This is a genomic window from Caulobacter flavus (assembly GCF_003722335.1).
Classification (GTDB): Bacteria; Pseudomonadota; Alphaproteobacteria; order Caulobacterales; family Caulobacteraceae; genus Caulobacter; species Caulobacter flavus.
In genome coordinates this window covers 703,315-727,497 of the sequence record NZ_CP026100.1, presented here as the reverse complement: position 1 = coordinate 727,497, position 24,183 = coordinate 703,315, and the positions used below count along the sequence as shown (strand labels likewise).

The following is a 24,183-nucleotide window of genomic DNA, read 5'->3' as shown; positions in this document are numbered from 1 at the left end:
GGGACCGTTCCAGAGACCGTCGATGTCCGCCGAACGCACAGCCCTGCTCGACCGCGCCCTGTTGCCGCGCTTCGGCCTGCTGTGCCTGGGCATCTGGCTGAACGCCGCCGACACCCTGGTCACCGCCACCATCATGCCCAGCGTCGCCCGCGAGATCGGCGGCCACCAGTATTTCGGCTGGTCGGTGGCGGCCTATCTGATCGGATCGATCGTCGCCGGCGCCTGCAGCGGCAAGCTTTCGCAAGGGCTGGGCCTGCGTCGCGCCACGGCCTTCGCCGGGGCGGTCTACGCGATCGGATGCGCCATGAGCGCGTTGGCCCCCGACTTCGTCACCTTCGTCACGGGACGCCTGGTGCAGGGCCTGGGCGCGGGGGCGGTGGTGGCGCTGTGCTATGTGGCGATCACGGCCCTGTTCCCCGAAAGCCTGTGGCCGCGCGTCTACGGCGCGGTGGCCGGGGTGTGGGGCGGGGCGACCCTGCTGGGGCCGATGCTGGGCGGCCTGTTCGCCGCCGCCGGCTTCTGGCGGGGGGCGTTCTGGGCCTTCGTGATCCAGGGCGTCGTCTTCGTCGTCGCCGTGCTGGCCATGCTGCCGGGCGAGAAGCGCCAGGCCGGGCGCACGCGCATTCCCAGCCGCCAGCTTGCGCTGCTGGTCGTCGGGGTGGGGCTGATCGGCGCGGCCGGGGTCGTGGCCTCGCCGGCCGTGGCCGGCGGCTGCGCCGTCGTCGGCGTCGCGGCCATGGCGGCGATGCTGGCCGTCAACCGCGCCTCGCCCGACCGGCTGCTGCCGCGCTCGGCCGCCGACCTTTCCACCGCCACCGGCCTTGGCCTGCTGACCATGTTCGCCTGCGAGGCCGCCGCCATCGGCTTCACCGTCTATGGCCCGGCCTTCATCCAGGCCCGGCACGGCGCCTCGCCCCTGGTGGCCGGCTATGTCACCGGCGGCATAGCCGCGGGCTGGACGGTCTGCGCCATGCTGGTGGCGCGCCTGAAGGCCGAGCACGAGGCGCGGGCGATCCGCGCCGGGGCGCTGATCATCCTGGCCGGCGTAGCGCTGGCGGCCCTGGCGGTGACGCGCGGCGGCCTGTGGAGCACGGGCCTGTCGCTGCTGGCCGTCGGCTGCGGCTTTGGCCTGTGCTGGGCGTTCCTGGCCCGGCGGACCATCGCCGGCGCGCCGACGGAAGAGCAGGCCCTGGCTTCGTCGGCGGTGCCCACGGTGCAGCTGATCGGCGGCGCGGCCGGCTCGGCCGCCGCCGGGGCGATGGCCAACCTGCTGGGCTTTGGCCACGGCATCGATCCGGCCGCCGCCTTCGTCCACGGCCCCTGGCTGTTCGCCGCCTTCGCGCCGCTGGCGCTGATCGGCTGCGTCGCGGCCTGGCGGCTGGCGCGGCGCTGAGCTCCTAGTCGTCGCCGCCCAGGGTCAGCAGAAGAGCCGGGTTCTGGGCGATCAGGATGACGCCGACGGCGCCCAGGGCGTTTTCGTCCCGCTGGTCGGACTCCGTGCCCGAACCGGCGATGGGCGCGACGATCAGGCCGCCGGGCAGATCGACAGGCGGCGCGACCTCCAGCTCGGGTCGATGGCGGAAGATCTCGGCGCGGGCCGCGTCGACGCCCACCGCCAGCGGCGCCAGGTCGAGCTCGACGTCGGTTCCTACCGCCCGGTCGGCGAGGCTGAGCTTCGGCAGGTCGTTGGGACCCAGCCGCAGGCCAAGCTTGCCGGGTCGGTCGAGACTGCGCGGGCGCACCGCCTGGATCGCCGACCAGGGGATGGTCCAGCCCAGTCCGCGGTCATAGACGCCGGCCTCGTCGATCCTGAGTTCCACGGGACCGTCCTCGAGCGGCGGGCGTCGCCAGATCAGCCAGCCGAAGGCGAGGTTCAGCGCCATGGCGTAGATCACGCCCCAGAGGTCGCCGTACCACCAGGACTGGCCGGTCAGCAGCAGCGCGATCGCCAGGCCGGCGAACGGGATGCGACGCTTCCAGCGCGCCTGGAAGCGGGTCTTGCGGCTGGCCCGCCAGACGCCCGGCGCGAGCTGGTCGGGCGCGTCTTCCCGGTGGCCCGCGATCCAGAAGGCCAGCACCAGGGCGATGCCGGCGATCCACAGCGGCGGCTGCACCTCGGGCGAACCGCCCCAGACGCCGAAGGCCAGGCCCGCCCAGATGGCGGTCGGCGCGGTCTCGCGGCCGATCTCGGCGGCGGACATGTGGACGCGGATTCCGTCGGAAACCTTGCGGAGCGGGTTCATGCCCGCCAAGGTAGCGCTTGCCGTACCGCGTTCAAGCCTCGGTCAGCGCCGTTGCTTCGACCAGCGCCACCACGTCGCTCATGATCTGCGTGATCTTGAAGTCCTTGGGCGTGTAGACTCGCGCCACGCCCATCTGCTTGAGGATCAGGGCGTCGCCCTCGGGGATGATGCCGCCGGCCACGACCGGCACGTGGTCCAGCCCCTCGGCCCGCATCAGCCGCACCACCTCCTGCACCAGGTCGAGGTGAGAGCCCGACAGGATCGACAGGCCCACCACGTGGGCGCGGCTTTCCTTGGCCCGGCGGACGATCTCCTCCGGCGTCGAGCGGATGCCGTCATAGACCACCTCCATGCCGCAGGCCCGGGCCCGGGTGGCGATCTGCTCGGCGCCGTTGGAATGGCCGTCCAGGCCCGGCTTGCCGACCAGATAGGTGAGGGTGCGGCCCAGCATCTGCGAGACCCGCTCGACCTGCGCCTTCACGGCTTCCACGTCCTCGGCCTCGCCGGTGGAGACGACGACGGCCACGCCCGTCGGGCCGCGATATTCGCCGAACACCTCGCGCAGGGCCCCGGCCCACTCGCCGGTGGTGACGCCGGCCCTGGCGGCGGCGATCGAGGGTTCCATGATGTTCCGGCCATCGATCGCCGCGGCCTTCAGACCGGCCAGAGCGGTCTCGACGGCGGCGGCGTCGCGGTCGGCGCGCCAGGCCTGGATGCGGGCGACGACCTCGGCCTCCAGCTTCGGATCGACCGTCTCGATGGCGCCTTCGCCGGCCGACAGGGGCGAGGGTTCGCTGTCGGTCCAGCGGTTGACGCCGACCACGGTCAGCTCGCCGGTCTCGACGGCCCGCACTCGCCTGGCGTTCGACGCCACGAGCTGCGCCTTCATGTAGTCGATCGCGTTCTGGGCGCCGCCCATCTCGTCGATCAGCGCCAGCTGCTCCAGCGCCCCCTTCGACAGCTCGGCGACCTTGGCCTCGACGACGTGGCTGCCGGCGAACAGGTCTTCGTATTCCAGCAGGTCGGTCTCGTAGGCCAGCACCTGCTGCAGCCGCAGCGACCACTGCTGGTCCCAGGGGCGCGGCAGGCCCAGGGCCTCGTTCCAGGCGGGCAGCTGCAGGGCGCGGCAGCGGGCGTCCTTGCTCAGGGTCACCGCCAGGGCCTCGATGAGGATGCGGTAGACGTTGTTCTCGGGCTGCGGCTCGGTGAGGCCAAGCGAGTTGACCTGCACGCCATAGCGGAAGCGCCGGGCCTTCTTGTCCTGCACGCCGTAGCGCTCGAGCAGGATCTCGTCCCACAGCTTGGTGAAGCTGCGCATCTTGCAGAGCTCGGTGACGAACCGCACGCCGGCGTTGACGAAGAAGCTGATGCGGGAGGCGACGATCTCGAAGTCTTCGTCGGGCACTTGCCCGCCGGCCCGCACGGTGTCGAGCACGCTGATCGCGGTGGCCAGGGCGAAGGCCAGCTCCTGCTCCGGCGTCGCGCCCGCCTCCTGCAGGTGGTAGCTGCAGACGTTCATCGGGTTCCATTTCGGAACCTCGCGATAGCACCAGGCGATCATGTCGCCGATCAACCGCAGGCTCGGGCCCGGCGGGAAGATGTAGGTGCCGCGGGACAGGTACTCCTTGATCAGGTCGTTCTGGGTGGTGCCCTGGAGCAAGCGACGGTCGGCTCCCTGCTCGTCGGCCAGCGCCACGTACATCGCCAGCAGCCAAGCGGCCGGCGCGTTGATGGTCATGGAGGTGTTCATCTTCTCCAGCGGGATCTCGCTGAAGAGAGCGCGCATGTCGCCCAGATGGCTGATCGGCACGCCCACCTTGCCGACCTCGCCGCGGGAGAGGACGTGGTCCGGGTCGTAGCCGGTCTGGGTGGGCAGGTCGAAGGCCACCGACAGGCCCGTCTGGCCCCGCGCCAGGTTCGAGCGGTAGAGCGCGTTCGACTTCTGCGCCGTCGAGTGGCCGGCATAGGTGCGGAAGATCCACGGCGGATCGGGCGCGTGCTGAAAGGCCTTGTCCGACATCCTCGCGCTCCCGGCGGTCTTTTATGATTATCCTGGGATGATGCGCCGGTGTTGGGTGCGGTGCAATATGGGGCTTCGCAGGTGCGTGATCCTCGCTGCGCGAGGCCCCCTCCGGCCCTCTGGGCCACCTCCCCCAGAGGGGGAGGATTTACGCGGCGCAGGTGCTCCCCCTCTGGGGGAGCTGTCGCGGAGCGACTGAGGGGGCCGCCGTCAGGCGGCTACTCCCGGCTGAACCCCTCCGGCACGTCCGGGCTCGCCCCCGCCTTGCCCCACAGCACGATCTCGTTGCCCCACGGGTCGCGGAAGGCGTGGTTGTAGCCGTTGAATTCGGCCCAGTAGTGATCGCGCCAGAGCAAGGTCGCGCCCAGATCCTGCGCGGTTCCCAGGATGCGGTCGGCGCTGTCGTCGTCGCCGATCAGGATCCAGACGCGGGGCTTGCGGCCGTTAGTCGACAGCGCGCGGGGCTCGACGCCGGCCGGCTCCGGGTGCGGGCGGGCGTTGGCGGCGTCGAAGATGCCCAGGTGCAGGTTGCCGATCTGGCTGTCGGAGCCGTCGGGGTTCTTGAACTGACCGCCCGGGACCATGCGGTGATAGATCCCGTGCGGCCGGGCGTCGTTCCGCCAGCCGAACACCTGGGCGTAGAACTCGCCGGCCTTGGCGGGGTCGTCGCTGGCCAGATCGACGAAGATCAGGGTGTTGGTCACGGCGGGTTCCTTTGGATCAGTCGAAGGCGATGGAAAGGGAGAGCTCCCGCCAGGCGTCGATGTCGGCCTTCAGGCCGTCGGCGGCGTAGGCGGCGTATTTCAGGGCGTCCTCGCCCAGCAGCAGGTGCAGGGGCGGGCTTTCCGCATCGACGATCGCCAGCACGGCCTGGGCGGCCTTGGCGGGATCGCCGGGCTCGGACCCGGCGTGGTCGGCCATGATCTTCTCGGCGTCGCGGGCCAGGCCGTCGTAGTCGGCCAGCTTGTCGGCGACGATGGTCTTGGAGCCCTTGGCGAAGGCGGTGCGCAGGCCGCCGGGCGCGACGTTGGTCACCTTGATCCCCAGTTCGGCGACCTCGGCGGCCAGGGTCTGGGTCAGGCCCTCCAGCGCCCACTTGCTGGCGCAGTAGACGCCGGTGCCGGCCCAGACGGCCAGGCCCGAGACCGAGGTGACGTTGACGACCCGGCCCGCGCGGCGCGCCCGCATGGCCGGCAGCACGGCCTTGAGCACGGACAGCGGCCCGAAGACGTTGGTCTCGAACTGGGCGCGGACCTCGTCGAGCGAGGCCTCCTCGACCGCTCCGACCAGGCCGTAGCCGGCGTTGTTGACCAGCACGTCGATCTGGCCGGTCAGCGCCTCGGCCGCGCGTACGGCGTCGACGACGGCGACGGGATCGGTGACGTCCATGACCAGGCCGCGGGCGCGGCCGGGCGCCAGGGCCTCGAAGGCCTCGACGTCGGCCTTGCGCCGCACCGTGCCGGCCACGACGTCGCCGCGCGCCAGCGCCGCCGCGGCGATCTCGCGCCCGAGCCCGCCGGACACGCCGGTGATCAGCCAGGTCTGGGTCATGAAAGGTCCTGTCCAACAAGATCCTCACCCACTGGGAGAGGTGGCCCGAAGGGCCGGAGGGGGGACGTTATCAGCTAGCGAAGCGCTGGCCGTCTTCCCCCTCAGTCGCCCATTTCGTTTTGGGCGGCTGTTGGCCGGCCCGGGAGCGTCCATCAGAACGGCTTGTCGCCCTTCACCCACAGGCGGTGCATTGTCCGGAAGTACTTCTGGTCGTCGTACAGCGTGCCGGTGTGCAGCGTGCAGCGGTTGTCCCACATCAGGATGTCGCCGACGCGCCACTTGTGGCGGTGGACGAAGCGGTCCTGGGTCATGAACTCGACCAGTTCGTCCAGCATCGCCAGGCCTTCCGGCCCCGGCTTGCCGATCACTTCGGTCACCGTGCCGGTCGAGGGCCACAGGGCCTTGCGGCCGTCGGCCGGGTGGGTGCGGATCAGCGGGTGCTCGACGTCGGGATTGGCCGCCTCCATTTCGGGCGACAGGATCTGGGCCCCGAACGCGCGGGTGGCCATGAAGTGCTTGTAGCTGTGGTGCAGCCGCAGCGGCAGCAGCTGCGCCTGCTTCTCAGGCGAAAGCGCCTCCCAGGCCGCGCAGCCGTCGGCCAGCAGGGTGTCGGAACCTTCGTCCGGCGCCTCCACGCAATAGAGCATGGTCAGCATCACGGGCTGGGGCTTGTAGCTGTAGTCGGTGTGCCATCCGACGCCGTCGTTGTGGGCTCCGATCGGCTGGCCGTCGACCACCCGGTTGGAGAGGATGAAGATCTTCGGATAGCCGGGCAGGGTGAAGCGCGTCTGGGTATGGTCCTCCGGCTCGCCGAACCGGCCGATGAACGCCATCAGGTCGTCGGGGGTCATGGTCTGGTCGCGCACCAGCACCGCGCCGTGCGCGTGGAAGGCGGCGACAACCCCGTCGAGCTCGGCGTCGGTGGCGGTGGGCAGGTCGATGCCGAGGATCTCCGCGCCGAACGCGTCTTTGAGCGGCCTCTTGGCCAGGGCGGGAAGAGCTTCGGCGAGCATGTCGGCGACCTTTGGTGACTGTCTGGCGGCGAGCCTAGGCGGCTGAAAAATCACGGTCTTGCCTCAGAGCGCCCTGTCTCTTTCCCGCGTCTCGTGCGCGTACGGTCAAAAGCCGCGCCGCTGCGCACCTTGGGAACAGCAACGCCCGTCCGCCGGGCGACGGCGCGGCGCGCCCCCTTCGCCGACCAAGTTTTCGTGCGCGCTGGAGCAAGACCTGGGGCGGCCAGCGGCGCCAGCCTTGGGTCGTCTTCCTCCCAAAGCGAGCGCCCGGCCGTGACCCTGTTCAGCGACGCCTTCTTCGACGGGCTGTCCAGCTCCACCCTCGAGGTGGGCGCGGCGCAGACCCTGCCGCCGGCCTGCTACACCGACGCGGCGTTCTACGATTTCGAGAAGGCCGCGCTGTTCGACCGCGAATGGCTGTGCGTGGGCCGGGTGGACCAGGTGCGGGAGCCGGGCGACTTCTTCACCACCGAGATCGCCGGCGAGCCGATCCTGGTCACCCGCAACCGGGCCGGCGAGATCAAGGCCATGTCGTCGGTGTGCCAGCACCGCGCCATGCTGGTGGCCGAGGGCAAGGGCAACGCCCGCGGCTTCGTCTGCCCCTATCACCACTGGGTCTATTCGCTGAACGGCGACCTGGTGAACGCTCCGGCCATGGACCGCACCTGCGGCTTCGACAAGAAGACGGTGAAGCTGCCGGGCTTCAAGGTCGAGATCTGGCTGGGCTTCATCTTCGTCAATTTCGACGATACAGCCCCCCCTTTGGCGCCCCGCCTGCAAAACGTCGAAGCCGCCATCGCCAATTTCGATCTCGAGGCGGCCGAGGCGCTCGAACCCATGACCGGCCAGTTCGCCTGGAACTGGAAGGTGATGTTCGAGAACAACAACGACGGCTACCACGCCAGCAAGCTGCATCGCGGCGTGCTGCACGACTTCATCCCCAGCGAGCTGGCCAGCTTCCCCGAGGCCGCTCCGGGCGACGCCGGCTTCCTGCGCTACAACGGCACGCTGCACCCCGACGCCAGCTTCAATCCGACCCAGAAGGCGGTGCTGCCGATCTTTCCCAAGCTGTCGGACGAGGACCGGGGGCGGGCGACCTTCGCCAACATCCCGCCGACCCTGTCGCTCGTGATGACCAGCGACATGGTCATCTACCTGATCCTGCGGCCCACCGGCCCGGAGACAATGGCCCAGGACACCGGCGTCCTGGTCGCCCCCGGCGCGCGCGAAAGCTACGGCTTCAAGGAGCGGCTGGAGATGATCATGACCTCGGCCGGCCAGATCATCGCCCAGGACATGCATGTGGACGAACTGGTCCAGAAGGGCCTGCGCTCGCGTTTCGCCATCCGTGGCCGCTACTCCTGGCAGGAGGGCGCGCAGGTGCAGTTCAACCGCTGGCTCGCCCCGCGCTACCAGGCCCAGTGGGCGCGGATGCAGGGCCAGCCCGCCGCGCCCTCGACCCCGGTGGAGGCCGCCTGAGATGACCTCGCGCCTTCCCGTCGTCTTCTTCGGTCACGGCAGTCCGATGATCGCGCTGGAGACCAACGACACCACCGCAACCTGGCGGGCCATGGCCGCGGAGATCGAAGCGGCCCACGGCAAGCCCAAGGCCATCCTCTGCGTCTCGGCCCACTGGATCACCAAGGGCGTCGGGGTGACGGCGATGAGCAACCCGCGCACCATCCACGACTTCGGGACCTCGTTCCCGCGCGCCCTGTTCGAGGTGCAGTATCCCGCGCCGGGCTCGCCGCAGCTGGCGGCGCGGGTGCGCGACCTGCTGGCGCCGGACGTCCCGGTGGTGCTGGACGAGCGCCAGTGGGGCCTGGACCACGGAACCTGGTCGGTGCTGTGCAAGGCGTATCCGGACGCCGACGTGCCGGTGATCCAGCTGTCGATGGACGGGACCAAGCCGCCGCAATGGCACTACGAGATGGGGCGGCGCCTGGCCTCGCTGCGTGACGAGGGCGTGCTGATCGTCGGCACCGGCAACATCGTCCACAACCTGCCGGCCATGGACTGGGGCGACAGGCACTGCGCGCCCTACGACTGGTCGCGGCGCTTCAACGAGGCGATCAAGGCGGCGATCGCGCAAGACCGGCCGCTGGCCGCCGTCGAGTTCGAGACGCTGGGCGAGGACGCCCGCCGCGCCGTGCCGACGCCCGACCACTACTGGCCGCTGCTCTACGTGCTGGGCGCGCGCCTGCCCGGGGACGTCGCCCGCTTTTCCCCCGACCACATCGAGCACGGCTCGCTGAGCATGACCAGCGTCACGCTGGCCGCGGCCTGAACGGAGATCCCGATGCCCTTCATCTGCGAACCCGGCCAGGTCCGTCCCGACGTCGCGCCCGGCGCCCTGCATCATCTCAAGGCGACGCCCGAGACCATTCACTGGGGCTATTTCGATCCGTCGATCAAGCCGGCCCTGCGCATCAAGAGCGGCGACCTGATCCAGGCCGAGGCGATCACCCATCACGCCGGCGACGCCCCCGAGCTGATGATGGACGAGGCCGTCACGCGGATCTTCACGCAGGTGCCCGAGGACGACCGCAATCCCGGCGTCCACATCATGACCGGCCCGATCTACGTCGAGGACGCCAAGCCCGGCGACGTGCTGGAGGTGCGCTATCTGCGCATGGTTCCGCGCAACCGCTACGGCTCCAACCTCGCGGCCAACTGGGGCTATCTCTACAAGGAGTTCGGCGAGAAGGAACGGGTGACGATCTACGAGCTGGACGCCGACTTCAACACCGCCAGCGCCCTCTACGCCTACGACTTCCCGGGCAAGTACCTGACGCCCGGCACGATCACCAACTGCCCCGAGTGCGACCGCCAGAGCGCGCTGCCGGGCGTGCGCATCCCGGCCCGGCCGCACCTGGGCACCGCCGGCGTCGCGCCGGCAGTCGACGGCCGCGTCAGCACCATCCCGCCCGGCCTGCACGGCGGCAACATCGACAACTGGCGCATCGGGGCGGGGGCGACGATGTACTATCCCGTGCAGGTGGAGGGCGGGCTGTTCTCCATCGGAGATCCCCACGTCAGCCAGGGCGATGGCGAACTTTCAGGCACCGCGATCGAAAGTTCGCTCAACGTCCTGATGCAGATCGTCCTTCGCAAGGATTTCGAGACCCCCGGGCCTTTGCTGGAGACCCCCAAGTGGTGGATCGTCCACGGGTTCGACGAGGATCTGAACGTGGCCATGAAGCAAGCCTCCCTCAACATGCTGAGCCTGCTGTCCGATCACGTCGGCCTGACCAGGAACGACGCCTATTCGCTGATGAGCGTGGCCTCCGACTTCGGCGTCACCCAGGTGGTGGACGGCAAGCAGGGCTGCCACGTGCGCGTGCCGCGCGACATCTTCCCCCAAACCAAGAAGACCTGACGCCTTGCGGGCCTGGTCGTTCAGCACCGACAGCTATCCCCGCGCCGAACGCTCGGACGCCTGGCGCGAGGCCATGTCGCGCCTGGGCCTGCCGGTCGAGGGGCTGCCAGCGGGAAGTTTGGCGGAGCTGGAGCCGGCCTCGACCTCCGTGGTCTGCCTGACCAGCCCGCTGGGCATCGAGTTCGCCTTGGTCAACGCCGGGGCCCAGACGATCTCGGGCCGCCTGACCAACCAGCCGGCGGCGGTGTGGATGGCGGTGCTGCTCGACGGCCAAGCGGCGGTGGTCAGCGACGACCTGGCCGAGGACCTGACCGTGGGCGACATCGCCTTCGGCCCCACCGGCCAGGCGGCCGCCCTGCGGCTTTCCACACGCTGCCGGCTGATGTTCGTCCGCGCCCCGCGCGTGGCCCTGAACCATCGGCTGGTCGCGCCGCGCGCCCTGCGCGTGGGCCGGCTGCGCGGGGAGGGCGGGGTCAAGCACATCCTCTCGGGCCTGCTGCGCTCGACCGCCGACTCGCTGGAGGATTTGACGGTCGACCAGCTACGGCCCGTCGAGCTGGCCCTGGCCGAGTTCCTGGGGCTGTGCCTCTTGGAAGCCGGCGAGGAGCGCGGCGCGGCCTGGCCCACCGACGCCCGCAGCGCCCATCTGCAGCGCCTGCGCCAGACCATCGAGACGCTGCTGCCCGATCCCAACCTCACCATCCGCCGGGTGGCCGACGAGGAGGGGGTCTCGCCGCGCTACGTGCAGAAGCTGTTCGAGGGCGTGGAGGAGACTTTCAGCCACTATCTGCGCACGCGCCGGCTGGAGCGCTGCCGCAACGACCTGGCCAGCCCGCAGTTCGCCCGGCTGTCGATCTCGGAGATCTGCTTTCGCTGGGCTTCAACGGCAGCGCCCATTTCAGCCGCGCCTTTCGCGACCAGTACGGCTGCTCGCCCCGGGATTTCAGGCGCAGCGTCCGCGACGAGGAGCGGGTGGCGGCCTGACGACTTGCTCGCTCCAGTTGTCCGTGAGAGACCGGATCCGGACAGGGGGTGTCGTATGCGGACTTGGATCGTTCTCATCGCGTTGTCGACGCTGGCGGCGTGCGGGCCTGGCGACGGCGCGCCCAAGGACCAGCACTTCTCGCTGGACGGCGTGGAATATCACTGGACCGTAGCCCACGGGGCGACCGGCGGTCTGCTGCTGGTCGGTCCGCAAAGGCCGGACGGGGGCAACGTCACCCTGGCGCTAGGCTGCAAGGATCTGAAATCGGGTCTGGTCGCCGCGCGCCTCGATACGGCCAACTCGCAGATGAAGTCGAACGAGACGATGGCCCCGGGCGAGCTGATGGTCCAGGCCGGCGAACTGGTGCTGCGGACGCCGGGCAAGCCGCAAAAGCCTGGGGCCTTGTCGGTCACCGGCGACATCTCCCTGCCGCCGGACTATTTCGACGCCCTGGCCAAGGCGGGCCTCGTCAGCATCGGATACAACAACCGCATCTACGCCTTCGTGGGCCGGGCAAGGCCCTGACGCGCCACTTCGAGCGCTACTGCGCCAAGCTGGACGCCCGACAGGCGCAAGCCGGCGTTGCGTCCTCCGCCGACCGCTCCTAGCGTCGCGTTCTAACCGCTAGGGAGCCGTCGATGAAGGCGTTGTTGGCGATCGCCATGGGCTTGGGCCTTGGCATGTTCGGCGTCTCGGCGGCCGACGCCACACAGTGGCCGAACGGCGCCAAGGCGGCCGTGGCCCTGACCTATGACGACGCCCTGGCTTCGCAGCTGGACAACGCGATCCCGGCGCTCGACGCGGCCGGCTTCAAGGGCAGCTTCTTCCTGTCGAACGTGAAGGCGGCCGACATCCCGCGCTGGCGGGCCGCGGCGGCGGAAGGCCATGAACTGGCCAACCACACGATCTTCCACGCCTGCCCGGCCGCCAACTATCCGGCCGATCCGCGCTATGTCGCCGAGGCCTATACGCCGGCCAGCCTGCTCGAGGAGATCAAGCAGCAGAACGTGCTGCTGGCCGCCATCGACGGCAAGGCGCGGCATGGCTTCGCCACGCCGTGCGGGTCGAGCAAGGCTGGCGGCGTCGACTATCTGGAGATGCTGCGGGAGTCGGGCCTGGTGACCTATGCGCGCGGCGTGGTGACGACCCCGGCCGACCTGAGCGGCGCGAAGATCGACCCGATGCACGTGCCGGCGCGGGCTTTCCCGACGACGTGACCGGCGCCCAGCTGATCGACTTCGCCAAGAGCGCCGCGGCCGGCGGCGGCGTGGCGGTGTTCCTGTTCCACGGCGTCGGCGCGACTACCTGCAGGTCTCCAACCCCGCGCACCGGGAATTGCTGGCCTGGCTGAAGGCCAATCCGAAAGAGGTGTGGGTGGCCCCGCTGCAGGACGTGACGGACTGGGCCGCGGCGCATCCTTGAGCGGGCTAAAGGCCAACTTCAATCGCTTCCCTGGGCCTTGTGCCCAGGGCCCATCGCGCCGCCGCTCAAACCTAGCCGGGACGACCGCCGTCTGAGCGGCTGAAACATGGATCCTGGGCACAAGGCCCAGGAAGGCAGGCTTATTTGGACAACGAAGCGGATGTCGCCTTCGCGCGCGCCAGCCGCTCCACCGCCGCATCCAGCACGTCGTCGCCCTTGGCGAAGCACAGCCGCAACACGCTGGTCACCGGATCCTTCGCGTAGAAGGCCGAGACCGGGATCGCCGCCACCCCCTGCTCGCGCACGGCCCGCAGCGCGAAGGCGCGGTCGGGTTCGTCGATGCCCGACGCCGCCAGGTCGACGTTGAGGAAATAGGTGCCGGCGCTGTCGAGCACGGAGAAGCCCACGTTCCGCAGGCCCGCCGCCAGCCGGTCGCGCGAACGCTGCAGGCCCGCCGGCATGGTCTCGAACCATTCGCCCGGCTCGTCCAGGCCAAAGGCGACGGCGGCCTGCAGGTTGGGCGGAGTGGTGAAGGTCAGGAACTGGTGGGCGCCGGCCAAGGCGCGCGCCAGGGCCGGGGCGGCGCACAGGAAGCCGACCTTCCACCCTGTCATACCGAAAAGTTTGCCGGCCGAACCGATCTTCACCGTCCGCTCGCGCATGCCGGGGAAGGTCATCAGCGGCTTGTGGGCGCGGCCGTCGAAGACCACGGCTTCCCACACCTCGTCGCAGACCGCGATCACGTCGTGGCGGACGCAGAACTGCGCCAGCAGCGCCAGATCCTCGTCGGCCATGACCACGCCGGCGGGGTTCAGCGGGCTGTTGAGCACGACCAGCTTCGTCCTGTCGCTGAACGCCGCCTCCAGCATCGCCCGGTCGAACCGCCAGTGCGGCGGCGCGAGGCGCACCAGGCGCGGGACGCCCCCGGCGCGGCGCACCATCGGCAGGTAGGCGTCGTACAGCGGCTGGAACAGCACCACCTCGTCGCCGGGCGAGATCAGGGACAGGAACGCCGCCGCCAGGGCCTCGGTGGCTCCCGAAGTGACGATGATCTCGTGGTCGGGATCGAGATCCAGGCCCTGGGCGCGCCCATAGTGAGCGGCGACCGCCTGGCGCAGCAGCGGCAGGCCGCGCATCGGCGGATACTGGTTCGAGCCCTCGATCAGCGCCTGACCGGCCTTGCGCCGCAGGGCGATCGGCCCCTGGTCGTCGGGAAAGCCCTGGCCCAGGTTGATCGCCCCCATTTCGCGGGCGAGGCCGCTCATCTCCTCGAAGACGGTGACGGGCAGGTCGGCGAAGACGGGGTGGACCATGGCGAGCTCTTCGGCGGCGGGGAAGGGACCATGGCGTGGCGGCGGCGAAGCGCCAAGGCTTTCCGGCCGCGCCGGCCCCCTCAGTCGGCTTTGCCGACAGCTCCCCCAGAGGGGGAGCATCTTGACGCTCCAGATCCTCCCCGTCTGGGGGAGGTGGCCCGGAGGGCCGGAGGGGGGCGCCGCAGGCGCCCGCGCAACCTGCGCCGCACTCCGCGCATTTCCCTGACGCCAAGGGGTCAACAGGAGAAGACGGCATGAACGGCGTGGGTTTCATCGGCGCGATCATCATCGGCATCTTCGCCGGCTGGCTGGCCGAGAAGATCATGAAGCGCGATCACGGGCTGCTGACCAATCTGGTGGTCGGCCTGGTCGGCTCGCTGATCGGCGCCTTCCTGGCCAGCATGCTGGGCCTGGGCGCGACCGGCTGGATCGGCAGCCTGGTGATCTCGACCGTCGGCGCGGTGGTGCTGCTGGCCCTGCTGGGCCTGTTCCGTCGACGCGCCTGATGCGGCGCATCCTGATCGCCGCCGCGGGCGCGGCGGCGTTGAGCGTGGCGGCCTGCGGCGAGCGGGCCGACCTCGACATCGCCGCCGGCACCGGCGCCAGTCCGCAGCTGCCGGCGCCGAAGAAGACGCTGCTGCCGACCCTGAACATCGCGCCGGCCAAGGGCTGGCCGGCGGGCGGCGCGCCGAAGGCGGCCGAGGGGCTGGTCGTGAAGGCCTTCGCCGACAAGCTGGACCATCCGCGCTGGATCCACGTCCTGCCCAACGGCGACGTGCTGGTGGCCGAGACCAACGCGCCGCCCAAGCCCGAGGACCAGAAGGGCCTGCGAGCCAAGATCCAGGGCATGGTGATGAAGCGGGCCGGGGCGGTGACCAAGAGCGCCAACCGCATCACCCTGCTGCGCGATACCGACGGCGACGGGGTCGCTGACCTGCGCTCGACCTTCATCGCCGGGCTGAACTCGCCGTTCGGCATGGTCCTGGTCGGCGACCGCTTCTACGTGGCCGACACCGACGCGGTGCTGGCCTTCCCCTACAAGGAAGGCGAGACCACGATCACCGCGCCGCGCCAGCGGGTCACCGACCTGCCGGCCGGGCCGCGCAACCATCACTGGACCAAGACCCTGATCGCCAGTCCCGACGGCCAGCATCTCTATGCGACCGTCGGCTCCAACAGCAATGTCGCCGAGAACGGCATGGCCGAGGAGGAGGGGCGGGCGGCGATCTGGGAGATCGACGTCGCCACCGGCGCCAAGCGCCTGTTCGCCACCGGCCTGCGCAATCCCAACGGCATGGGCTGGGAGCCGTCCTCCGGCGCGCTGTGGACCGTGGTCAACGAGCGCGACGAGATCGGCAGCGACCTGGTGCCCGACTACATGACCTCGGTGCGCGACGGCGGCTTCTACGGCTGGCCCTACAGCTACTACGGCCAGCACGTGGACGAGCGGGTCAAGCCGCCGCGCCCGGACCTGGTGGCCCGGGCCATCAAGCCGGACTACGCGCTGGGTCCGCACACCGCCTCGTTGGGCCTGACCTTCGACGCCGGCTCGGCCCTGCCCGCGCCGTTCAAGGGCGGGGCCTTCATCGGCCAGCACGGCTCGTGGAACCGCAAGCCGCACAGCGGCTACAAGGTGATCTTCGTGCCCTTCGCCGGCGGCAAGCCCTCGGGCCCGCCGCTGGACGTGCTGACCGGTTTCCTCAACGGCGAGGGCGAGGCCCTGGGCCGGCCGGTGGGCGTGGCCTTCGACAGGCGCGGCGCACTGCTGGCGGCCGACGACGTGGGCAACGTCATCTGGCGGGTCAGCAAGCGCTGATCCGAGTCAAACTGGAACGGCGGCGGCGCCCAAAAGCCGGGCGTCCGCACGCTCGCCCGGCGGGAGGTCCACGGCGAGGCGTTGTCATCTACAACCTGGATGTTTGAGGTTATAACTGGCGGTATCCGTGTGTGTCTGAAGTGAACTGATAAAACTATTAAATAGAATACATGTCTTTCGGTCGAGAGATAGCGACCGAACTGTGACGAACTAATGTCCGACCCATGATCTTCGGCGGCCGACTATTGCTGTCGAAGGCGGCTTTGGCGGGAAAATTGGGAGGAAAGTCGATCCGTGAGGCGTGTTCACGCTTCGTCGGCGGCTTCCGCGTCCTAAAGACCCCGACAGGGCGGGAGCTTCGCGAGGGGCGAAGTTTCCACGCAAACCTATTCATGGGGGCATATTCTAGATGCTTGATCGCAAGTTGCTGCTGGCCTCGTCGGTGATCGCCGGCCTGGGGCTGGCGCCCGTCGGCGCCTGGGCGCAGGCCCAGACCCCGACAAAGTCCGACAAGGCCGCGGGGGCGAACGCCGACGAAGCCGAAGTCGAGGCCGTCGTCGTCACCGGTTCGCGCATCAAGCGCAACGCCTACAACAGCGCCTCGCCGATCCAGGTGATCACCTCCGAGCAGAGCGAGCTGGAGGGCCTGGTCAACACCACCGAGATCATCCAGAGCTCGTCGCTGGCCAGCGGCTCGTTCCAGGTGGCCGACGAACTGACGGGCTACAACGTCACCGGCGGTCCGGGTGTGAACACCATCTCGCTGCGGGGCCTGGGCGCCAACCGCACGCTGGTGCTGCTGAACGGCCGCCGCCTGACGCCGTCGGGCGTGCGCGGCACGGTCGGCCCGGTCGACCTGAACACCATCCCCAACGCCATGATCGACCGCGTCGAGATTCTCAAGGACGGCGCCTCGTCGATCTATGGCTCGGACGCCGTGGCCGGCGTCGTCAACTACATCACCAAGACGAACTATGACGGCGGCCGGGTGCGGATCTACGGCAACGCGCCCTTCGCCAAGGGCGGCGGCGGCCAGGAGTATTCGGCCGAGGCCTCGTGGGGCAAGACGTTCGAGCGCGGCTATCTCAGCGCCTCGGCCAGCTACTACAAGCAGATGGCCCTGCGTCGCGGCGACCGCGACTACACCAGCTGCTCGGCCGACAACTACTACAGCACCACCACCGGCGCCCGCGTCGACCTGACCGATCCGGCCACCGGCGACTACAAGTGCTTCAACCAGATCAACAACGTCGCCTACACCAGCGGCTACGGCGGCTATTTCCAGTACATGGTCCCGGGCACGAGCTACTCGTACGCCGGCAACACCGCGCCGAACTTCGTGGCCAGCAACGCGGCCTTCGCCAACCTGGCCCGCGTGGCGCGCGCCAACTACCCGGAAACCTACCGCGTCGCCAACTACGACTCGTCGGTCTGGCAGCGGGCTACGGTCATCAGCCCGGTCGAGCGCGCCAGCTTCTACGTCACCGGCGGCTATGACCTGGGCGCCGGCGTCGAGGCCTATGGCGAGCTGCTCTACAACCGTCGCAACTCCGAACAGAACGGCGCGCGCCAGCTGTTCCCGACCGTCAGCACCACCAACCCCAACAACATCTTCGGGGCGGCCGGCGGCACGGCCTATCCGGTCATCGCGGTGGCCTACGACTCGATCCAGAAGGTCGACTACTACCGGGGCCTGGGCGGCCTGCGCGGCGACTTCAAGTTCCTGGAAGGCTCGAAGTTCGGCTTCCTGAGCGGCTGGGACTGGGACGTCTACGGCCAGTACGGCAAGTCGGACGGGACCTATTCGGTCAGCTCGATCAACAGCGACGCCGTCGCCGCCACCACGGCCGCCGGCTCCTACTGCAACCAGTCGCTGGTGACGATCTCGGGCGGCGACTGCTCGACCCTGCCTAGCGGCATTCCGTGGTTCAGCTCGCGGGTCCTGGCCGGACAGTTCACCGACGCCGAGCGCGCCTTCCTGTTCGGCGTCGACGTGGGTCACACCACCTACGAGCAGTCGCTGGTCGAGGCCAGCTTCTCGGGCGACCTGTTCAGCCTGCCGGCCGGCAAGGTCGGGGCCGCCTTCGGCTTCACCTGGCGCCACGACGACTTCGACGACAGCCCTGGCACGGCGTCGCTGAACAACAACAACTGGAACCTGACCCGCGCCGGACACACCTTCGGCACGGACACCACGACCGAGGCCTTCGCCGAGATCGACGTGCCGGTCCTGAAGGACCTGTTCCTGGTCAAGAGCCTGGACCTCCAGGTCTCGGGCCGTCACACCGAGGTCGACAGCTACGGCGACAGCGACACCTACAAGATCGGCCTGAACTGGCAGATCACCCCGACCTGGCGCCTGCGCATGAGCGACGGCACGTCGTTCCGCGCCCCGTCGCTGTACGAGCTCTATCTCGCCGACCAGACCGGCTACAGCGTCGCCGACCCCTGCATCCTGTACGGCAGCAGCGGCGCCAGCCAGACCATCGTCACCAACTGCGCCGCCCAGGGCGTGTCGGCCACTCAGGCCAGCTACTCGACCCTGATCACGGCCGGGGGCGGCAAGGGCATCCTGAAGGCCGAGACCTCGGAGTCGAAGACCATCGGCGTGGTGTTCACCCCGAGCTTCGTCAACCTGAAGGTCGCGGTCGACTACGCCGACATCGACATCAGCAACGAGATCACCCAGTTCGGCGCCGCCAAGATCGCCGCCCGCTGCTACGAGTCGGTCGGCCTCTCCAGCCCGTTCTGCTCGCTGGTGACGCGTGATCCGACCACGCACCTGCTGACCCTGGTCAAGAACGACTACGTCAACGTCGCCTCGCAGAAGAGCCGCGCGATCGACCTGACCACCGACTACCGCCACGACTTCGAAGGCGGCGGGCAGCTGTACTTCAATAGCCAGTTCAGCTGGCAGCTGCAGGACACCTCAAACCTGTTCGGCGAGACCGAGGAGGACGACTACAACGGCACGACCTACATCTACGACGGTCCGGACTTCTCGGGTAAGGCCAGCCTGTCGTACCGCAAGGGGCCGTGGACCTACACCTGGTCGTCGACCATCACCGGCAAGGCCTCGGACGCCGAGATCCTGGGCGACACCGTGGGCAGCGCCAAGTACGCGACCTCGACCAGCTACGACTACGTGGTCGGCTCGACGTACTACAAGTACGTCCACGTGAAGTACCACACCGAGTTCATGGCCTATCACAACGTCTCGGCCCGCAAGGTGATCGACGACAAGACGACCATGACCTTCGGCGTGCAGAACCTGTTCGACGAGGCCCCGCCCTCGATCTCGAGCAGCTATCGTGTCGGCAACTCGGAAATCTGGGGCTACGAACTGCGGGGCCGCCGCGGCTTCCTCAGCATCGAGCGCAGCTGGTAAGCCGCGCTACGGCCTGAAGGCCGGAAAGGCCGTCGCCCTCGCCGGCGGCGGCCTTTTTCTTTTTGTCGCGAAGCTCCTCCCTCGCGAAGCGGGGGAGGTGGTGCGGTGCGGATACGCGCCGCGACGGAGGGGGCGAGGGACGGAGCGCCGTGCGCGCCGCCGCCCCCTCCACCACTTCGTGGTCCCCCTCCCCCGCAGGCGGGGGAGGAGTGGTGCTTCACGCACGAAAAAGGCCGCCGACCCGAAGGTCGGCGGCCCGTTTCATGTCCCGAAAGGACCCGAAGACTAGTCTTCCTTCACGCGCTTCTTGCGGAAGGACGGGTTCAGGGTCTGCTTGCGCAGGCGGATGTTCTTCGGGGTCACTTCGACCAGTTCGTCTTCCTCGATGTAGGCGATGGCCTGCTCGAGGGTCATCTTGCGCGGCGGGGTCAGGCGGATCGACTCGTCCTTGCCCGAGGCGCGGACGTTGGTCAGCTGCTTGGCCTTCATCGGGTTGACGTCCATGTCATCCGAGCGAGCGTTCTCGCCGATGATCATGCCCTGGTACGTCTTCTCGCCGGCGCCGACGAACATGGTGCCGCGCTCTTCCAGGTTCCACAGCGCGTAGGCGGCGGTTTCGCCGTCCGAGTTGCTGATCAGCACGCCCTTGCGCTGCTGGTCGATGGCGCCCTTGTAGCCTTCGTAGTGGCTGAACACGCGGTTCAGCACGCCCGAACCGCGCGTATCGGTCAGGAACTCGCCCTGATAGCCGATCAGCGAGCGCGACGGGGCGACCAGCTGGATGCGGGTCTTGCCCGCGCCCGACGGACCCATGTCGCGCAGTTCGGCCTTACGCAGCGACAGCTTCTCGATGACGATGCCCGAGAACTCGTCGTCGACGTCGATCATGACGTCTTCCATCGGCTCGAGGCGCTTGCCGGTTTCCGGATCGGTCTGGAACACGACGCGCGGACGCGAGATCGAGACCTCGAAGCCTTCGCGGCGCATGTTCTCGATCAGCACGCCCAGCTGCAGTTCGCCGCGGCCCGAGACTTCGTAGGCGTCGCCTTCGGTGCTCTCGGTGACGCGGATGGCGACGTTGCTCTCGGCTTCCTTCAGCAGGCGGTCGCGGATGACGCGCGACTGGACCTTGTCGCCTTCGCGGCCGGCCAGCGGGCTGTCGTTGACCGAGACGGTCATCGAGATGGTCGGCGGGTCGATCGGCTGGGCCGGCAGGGCCTCGGTCACTTCCATCGCGCACAGGGTGTCGGCGACGGTGGCCTTGGACATGCCCGCGATGGCGACGATGTCGCCGGCTTCGGCGCCCTCGTCGATCGGCTGGCGCTTCAGGCCGCGGAAGGCCAGCACCTTGGTGATGCGGCCGCGCTCGATTTCCTTGCCGTCACGGTCGAGGGCGTGGATGGCCAGGCCGGGAACGGCCTTGCCGCTCTCGATGCGGCCGGTCAGCAGGCGGCCCAGGAACGGATCGCTTTCGATCAGCACGTTCAGGATCTGGAACGGCTCGTCCTTCTTGGCGATCTGCTTGGGTTCCGGCACGTGGCGGACGATCAGGTCGAACAGCGGGGCGAGGTTGTCGCTGGGCACGTTCATGTCCAGCGTGGCCCAGCCCGAACGGCCCGAGGCGTAGATGTGCGGGAAGTCCAGCTGCTCGTCCGTGGCGCCGATGGCGGCGAACAGGTCGAAGGCGGCGTTGTGCACGCGGTCCGGGTCGGCGTGGGCGCGGTCGACCTTGTTGATGCAGAGGATCGGGCGCAGGCCCATCTTCAGCGCCTTGGTCAGCACGAACTTGGTCTGCGGCATGACGCCTTCCTCGGCGTCGATCAGCAGGACGCAGCCGTCCACCATGCCCAGGATCCGCTCCACCTCGCCGCCGAAGTCGGCGTGTCCGGGGGTGTCGATGATGTTGATGCGGGTCTCGCCCGCTTCACCGTTCCACAGGACGCTGGTGCACTTGGCCAGGATGGTGATGCCGCGTTCGCGCTCCTGGTCGTTGGAGTCCATGGCGCGTTCGGTCGTCGCCTCGTTGGCGCGGAACACGCCCGACTGGGCCAGCAGCTGGTCGACGAGGGTGGTCTTGCCATGATCGACGTGCGCGATGATGGCGATATTTCGCATGGACATGGGAGGACGGCGGGCTTTCGGAGAAAATCGGATGAGACGCTGCGCGCGTCAGGCGCGCGGCTTTTACGCGACTGCGCTGCGTTTATCCACCCCGCGCGTAAGGCGCCTTATGTCGCGGTTACCGGTGTCATCTCGCAAACCCTTATTCCTACCGGGTTTGAGGTGGTTTCTGGCGGGTGTCGTTTCTTGGCAACTAATGCTGCATCGCAGCAATGCCTATTTTATGGTCAAGCTTGAAGATCGGCGTTCTCCGATCCTTGCTGTGCAAAGGGTTGCTACGGGTTGTCGCAGAAAATTCGACAACGTTGTCCAACTTTCCGCTTGCCCGATTTCGCAGCGCACCCTATAAGGAAGGTGTGAGGCGGCGCTGCCGCTTCTGCCCTTCCTGGGCGTTTCCTCCCTAATGAACTAGCCCGGCCTTACCGCCGGGCTTTTTTTTGGCCTGAACCCGGCCGGCCGCGAGTTTGCAGGCCTTTGCGGCGGTTTGCGGGCGATCTGACCGCCGCGCGCGGCGCTTTTCCCTACTTCAGGTCCGTCCAGTCGGCCTGCGTCAGCAGCGCCGTCAGCTGGTCGACGTGGGCGGCCAGCACCGCCAGGCCGTCGGTCGGCTCGCGGGTCGTCTCGTTCATGTAGAGCGCGCGGTTGATCTCGACCTGCAGGGCGTGGGTGCGGCGGCCGGGGCGGCCGTAGTGCTCGGTGGTGTAGCCGCCGGCATAGGGGCTGTTGCGGGCCACGCGGTAGCCCATGCCCTCCAGCGCCTCCTCGACCAGCCTGGTCAGGCCCGGCGCGCAGGCCGCGCCGAAGCGGTCGCCCAGCACGATGTCGCACGGGCCGCCGGCCTTGCCCCGCGTGCCGCGCGTCGCCGCCGCCGGCATCGAGTGCCAGTCGATCAGCACCGCCAGGCCGTGGGCCGACCTGGCCTGGGCCAGCAGGCGGTCGAGCATGTCGTGATAGGGGCGGTGGCCGTACTCGACGCGGGCCTTGGCCTCCTCGAAGGTCAGCTTGCGCACATAGATCGGCCGGCCGTCGGCGACGCGGGCGATGGCGCCCAGGCCGGCGGCGACCCGGGCGGTGCGGCCGCGGGCGAACTCCGGCAGGGCGTCGTCCTCGAACATCGCCGGGTCCAGTTCCCACGGGTCGCGGTTGAGGTCGATATAGGCGCGGGCCAGGCGCGAGCGGATGGTCGCCACGCCCCGGGCCGGGGCCCCGGCGATCAGCCGGTCGACGAAGGCGTCCTCCGAGCCCTTCAGCACCGCCTCGGGCAGGCGGGCGGCGGCCATCATCTCGGGCGGATAGAGCGCGCCCGAGTGCGGCGAGGCGAACACCACCGGGGTCGGCGCGCGCGACCCTTCCGGCGCGGCGCGCACGGCCTCGAACGCCGGCTCGCGCCCCGTCGCGGCGGCCGCGCCGGCGGAGGCGGAGGCCGTTTCCGGCGTGATCGGGTCCCATGCGTTCATGCGTCACATAGTCGAGGGCGCCGGGCTTGCGGTCAAATGCCCTCGCGCCCTGTCGTATCTGTGGACGGTCCGCGCCGGTTCACCGGCGATTTACCGTCCTGGACATAAGATTCGGCCTTCCAGAGACGAGATCCAACGGACACTGAACCGACATGGCCCGCATCCTCCTCGCCGAAGACGACGACTCGCTGCGCGGCTTTCTCGCCCGGGCGCTGGAACGCGCCGGCTTCGAAGTCACCGCCTGCGCCGACGGCGAGGAGGCGGTCAGCCACCTCGAGCACCCGTGGGACCTGCTGCTGACCGACATCGTCATGCCCGGCATGGACGGCATCGAGGTGGCGCGCCAGGCGGCCGCCCGCGACCCGGCCCTGCGCATCATGTTCATCACCGGCTTCGCCGCCGTCGCCCTCTCGGCCCAGGACCGCGCGCCGGCCGGCGCCAAGGTCCTGTCCAAGCCAGTGCACCTGCGCGACCTCGTTTCCGAGGTCGAAAAGATGATGGCCGCATAGGGCTCCACACCTTTCGGAAAACTTCTCCGAAAAAGTTTCAAAGGCGGCTTGCGCCCCGGTCAAGCCGCCGCTATACCCCCACACCTTCCCGGCCGGGACGCCTACACCAAGGCGCTTCGGATCGCTTCGGCGGACGCGTAGCTCAGCGGGAGAGCACTACGTTGACATCGTAGGGGTCACAGGTTCAATCCCTGTCGCGTCCACCATCCCCTTTCCCAGTATGGTCAAAGACTTACCGCGAGTGATCGCGAGTAACTGATCTTTGGTTATCTGTGGCGCTCCCCAGAAAGCCCCCAAGGAATGCGCGACGATCTTTGCGCAGGTTCCGCGCCGGGTGCACTTGGAGGGGATTTCTAAGCGTTGGGCGTTTCTGGCGCTGTCCAAGTAGATCGCGCCGCGACGACGTCCATGCTGCGTGCAGGCTACGCTCCGGCGAGCCCTTCGACCAAGTCGACGATCGGCTTTTCCGGCGCGCGGTCACGCATCATTGGAAGGTGATGGATAAGGCCATGGATCGCGTGGGTCAGCCCTGTCGCCGAGTAGCGGGCATGGGGCCGGGTCCGATCGAGCGACGCCGCGACCACAGCGAGCGTCAGGAGGCTGTCTTCGCCGCCGCGGCGAATGATGGGGACGTCGACCAGCGTCTCGTAGACGGCATGGCCGAGGTCGTCCTCCAGTCGCTCGACGATCGTGGTGATCCTGGTGATCGTCTCGTTCTTTATATATGTTCTTCGCGCGGCGCTCGGTCCGACATAGGGACCAACGGCCGCGGCGAGTTGGGCGCCATCCTCGCCGATGCGATTTCGGGCAATTACGGCTCCGCTCCCGCCTTGCAACTAAACCGTGAGCTAGGTAAGCCTCTCGTGGGATAGTTGGGGCTTGTCGGTGAGAGTTTTGCGTTCGGGCGCGGATGAAGGCGTGGATCGCCTCGTTCTCATCCCCGGTTTTCATCAGATCGGGGCCGAT

20 protein-coding genes, 1 tRNA gene and 1 pseudogene are annotated in these 24,183 nt (G+C 68.8%); 13 read left to right on the top strand and 9 right to left on the bottom strand.

Features of this window, described 5'->3' with window-relative positions:
• Nucleotides 1-22: 22 nt before the first annotated feature.
• Nucleotides 23-1,393 carry an MFS transporter gene (locus C1707_RS03500; RefSeq protein ID WP_101712725.1) on the top strand — a complete coding sequence of 457 codons (1,371 nt, stop codon included), beginning with the start codon at nucleotides 23-25 and terminating at the stop codon, nucleotides 1,391-1,393.
• A gap of 4 nt (nucleotides 1,394-1,397) precedes the next feature.
• Here the strand turns inward: C1707_RS03500 and C1707_RS25985 are convergent, their stop codons facing one another.
• The 5 genes from C1707_RS25985 to C1707_RS03470 all read right to left on the bottom strand — a co-directional run bounded on the left by C1707_RS25985 (nucleotide 1,398) and on the right by C1707_RS03470 (nucleotide 6,827).
• Complete coding sequence (locus tag C1707_RS25985) at nucleotides 1,398-2,201, bottom strand: hypothetical protein (RefSeq protein WP_164467271.1); 804 nt, start codon at nucleotides 2,199-2,201, stop codon at nucleotides 1,398-1,400.
• 73 nt (nucleotides 2,202-2,274) lie between these two features.
• Nucleotides 2,275-4,263, bottom strand: a complete 1,989-nt coding sequence (locus C1707_RS03490) for a protein meaA (RefSeq protein WP_101712724.1) — start codon at nucleotides 4,261-4,263, stop codon at nucleotides 2,275-2,277.
• Between the two features lie 218 nt (nucleotides 4,264-4,481).
• Entirely contained in the window at nucleotides 4,482-4,967 is a 486-nt protein-coding gene (locus C1707_RS03480; protein ID WP_101712722.1) for a VOC family protein, read from the bottom strand.
• A gap of 16 nt (nucleotides 4,968-4,983) precedes the next feature.
• Nucleotides 4,984-5,814, bottom strand: a complete 831-nt coding sequence (locus tag C1707_RS03475) for an oxidoreductase (RefSeq protein ID WP_101712721.1) — start codon at nucleotides 5,812-5,814, stop codon at nucleotides 4,984-4,986.
• Nucleotides 5,815-5,966: 152 nt separating this feature from the next.
• Nucleotides 5,967-6,827, bottom strand: a complete 861-nt coding sequence (locus C1707_RS03470; protein ID WP_101712720.1) for a TauD/TfdA dioxygenase family protein — start codon at nucleotides 6,825-6,827, stop codon at nucleotides 5,967-5,969.
• 273 nt (nucleotides 6,828-7,100) lie between these two features.
• On the opposite strand from C1707_RS03470, the gene C1707_RS03465 reads away from it, so the two are divergent.
• The 7 genes and pseudogenes from C1707_RS03465 (at nucleotide 7,101) to C1707_RS26465 (ending at nucleotide 12,542) form a co-directional block, all read left to right on the top strand.
• Nucleotides 7,101-8,306, top strand: a complete 1,206-nt coding sequence (locus C1707_RS03465; protein ID WP_101712719.1) for an aromatic ring-hydroxylating oxygenase subunit alpha — start codon at nucleotides 7,101-7,103, stop codon at nucleotides 8,304-8,306.
• Nucleotide 8,307: 1 nt separating this feature from the next.
• Nucleotides 8,308-9,114, top strand: a complete 807-nt coding sequence (gene ygiD, locus C1707_RS03460; protein WP_101712718.1) for a 4,5-DOPA-extradiol-dioxygenase — start codon at nucleotides 8,308-8,310, stop codon at nucleotides 9,112-9,114.
• 12 nt (nucleotides 9,115-9,126) lie between these two features.
• Nucleotides 9,127-10,206 carry an acetamidase/formamidase family protein gene (locus tag C1707_RS03455; RefSeq protein ID WP_101712717.1) on the top strand — a complete coding sequence of 360 codons (1,080 nt, stop codon included), beginning with the start codon at nucleotides 9,127-9,129 and terminating at the stop codon, nucleotides 10,204-10,206.
• 4 nt (nucleotides 10,207-10,210) lie between these two features.
• Nucleotides 10,211-11,190: pseudogene (locus tag C1707_RS03450) on the top strand (helix-turn-helix domain-containing protein).
• 55 nt (nucleotides 11,191-11,245) lie between these two features.
• Nucleotides 11,246-11,716, top strand: a complete 471-nt coding sequence (locus tag C1707_RS27100; protein WP_123170713.1) for a hypothetical protein — start codon at nucleotides 11,246-11,248, stop codon at nucleotides 11,714-11,716.
• Nucleotides 11,717-11,829: 113 nt separating this feature from the next.
• Nucleotides 11,830-12,408 carry a polysaccharide deacetylase family protein gene (locus C1707_RS03440; RefSeq protein ID WP_205686822.1) on the top strand — a complete coding sequence of 193 codons (579 nt, stop codon included), beginning with the start codon at nucleotides 11,830-11,832 and terminating at the stop codon, nucleotides 12,406-12,408.
• Complete coding sequence (locus C1707_RS26465) at nucleotides 12,405-12,542, top strand: hypothetical protein (protein ID WP_205686821.1); 138 nt, start codon at nucleotides 12,405-12,407, stop codon at nucleotides 12,540-12,542. The genes C1707_RS03440 and C1707_RS26465 overlap by 4 nt, the downstream gene beginning before the upstream one ends.
• Nucleotides 12,543-12,753: 211 nt before the next feature.
• Here C1707_RS26465 and C1707_RS03435 read toward each other — a convergent pair whose 3' ends face one another.
• On the bottom strand, nucleotides 12,754-13,926 hold the full coding sequence (locus tag C1707_RS03435) for an aminotransferase (protein ID WP_101712713.1): 1,173 nt from the start codon (nucleotides 13,924-13,926) through the stop codon (nucleotides 12,754-12,756).
• Between the two features lie 254 nt (nucleotides 13,927-14,180).
• On the opposite strand from C1707_RS03435, the gene C1707_RS03430 reads away from it, so the two are divergent.
• From C1707_RS03430 to C1707_RS03420, 3 genes are all read left to right on the top strand, one after another.
• Nucleotides 14,181-14,432: a GlsB/YeaQ/YmgE family stress response membrane protein gene (locus tag C1707_RS03430; protein ID WP_058350685.1), complete on the top strand. Its 252-nt coding sequence runs from the start codon at nucleotides 14,181-14,183 to the stop codon at nucleotides 14,430-14,432.
• Nucleotides 14,432-15,742 carry a PQQ-dependent sugar dehydrogenase gene (locus C1707_RS03425; RefSeq protein WP_101712712.1) on the top strand — a complete coding sequence of 437 codons (1,311 nt, stop codon included), beginning with the start codon at nucleotides 14,432-14,434 and terminating at the stop codon, nucleotides 15,740-15,742. The genes C1707_RS03430 and C1707_RS03425 overlap by 1 nt, the downstream gene beginning before the upstream one ends.
• 409 nt (nucleotides 15,743-16,151) lie before the next feature.
• Nucleotides 16,152-19,130, top strand: a complete 2,979-nt coding sequence (locus C1707_RS03420; protein WP_101712711.1) for a TonB-dependent receptor plug domain-containing protein — start codon at nucleotides 16,152-16,154, stop codon at nucleotides 19,128-19,130.
• 285 nt (nucleotides 19,131-19,415) lie between these two features.
• On the opposite strand, the gene typA is transcribed toward C1707_RS03420, so the two are convergent.
• Both typA and C1707_RS03405 read right to left on the bottom strand, forming a co-directional pair.
• Entirely contained in the window at nucleotides 19,416-21,251 is a 1,836-nt protein-coding gene (gene typA / locus C1707_RS03410; protein WP_101712709.1) for a translational GTPase TypA, read from the bottom strand.
• Nucleotides 21,252-21,772: 521 nt separating this feature from the next.
• Nucleotides 21,773-22,708 carry an N-formylglutamate amidohydrolase gene (locus tag C1707_RS03405; protein ID WP_101712708.1) on the bottom strand — a complete coding sequence of 312 codons (936 nt, stop codon included), beginning with the start codon at nucleotides 22,706-22,708 and terminating at the stop codon, nucleotides 21,773-21,775.
• A 152-nt stretch (nucleotides 22,709-22,860) separates the two neighbouring features.
• Between C1707_RS03405 and cpdR the strand changes: the two genes are divergently transcribed.
• Both cpdR and C1707_RS03395 read left to right on the top strand, forming a co-directional pair.
• Nucleotides 22,861-23,217 (top strand): cell cycle two-component system response regulator CpdR, encoded by a 357-nt coding sequence (cpdR, locus tag C1707_RS03400; RefSeq protein WP_058350243.1) that lies wholly within the window; start codon nucleotides 22,861-22,863, stop codon nucleotides 23,215-23,217.
• 131 nt (nucleotides 23,218-23,348) lie between these two features.
• Nucleotides 23,349-23,423, top strand: a tRNA-Val gene (locus C1707_RS03395).
• A 216-nt stretch (nucleotides 23,424-23,639) separates the two neighbouring features.
• Here C1707_RS03395 and C1707_RS03390 read toward each other — a convergent pair.
• Nucleotides 23,640-24,053, bottom strand: coding sequence for a hypothetical protein (locus C1707_RS03390; RefSeq protein WP_101712707.1), 414 nt, complete (start codon nucleotides 24,051-24,053; stop codon nucleotides 23,640-23,642).
• Between the last annotated feature and the right edge of the window lie 130 nt (nucleotides 24,054-24,183).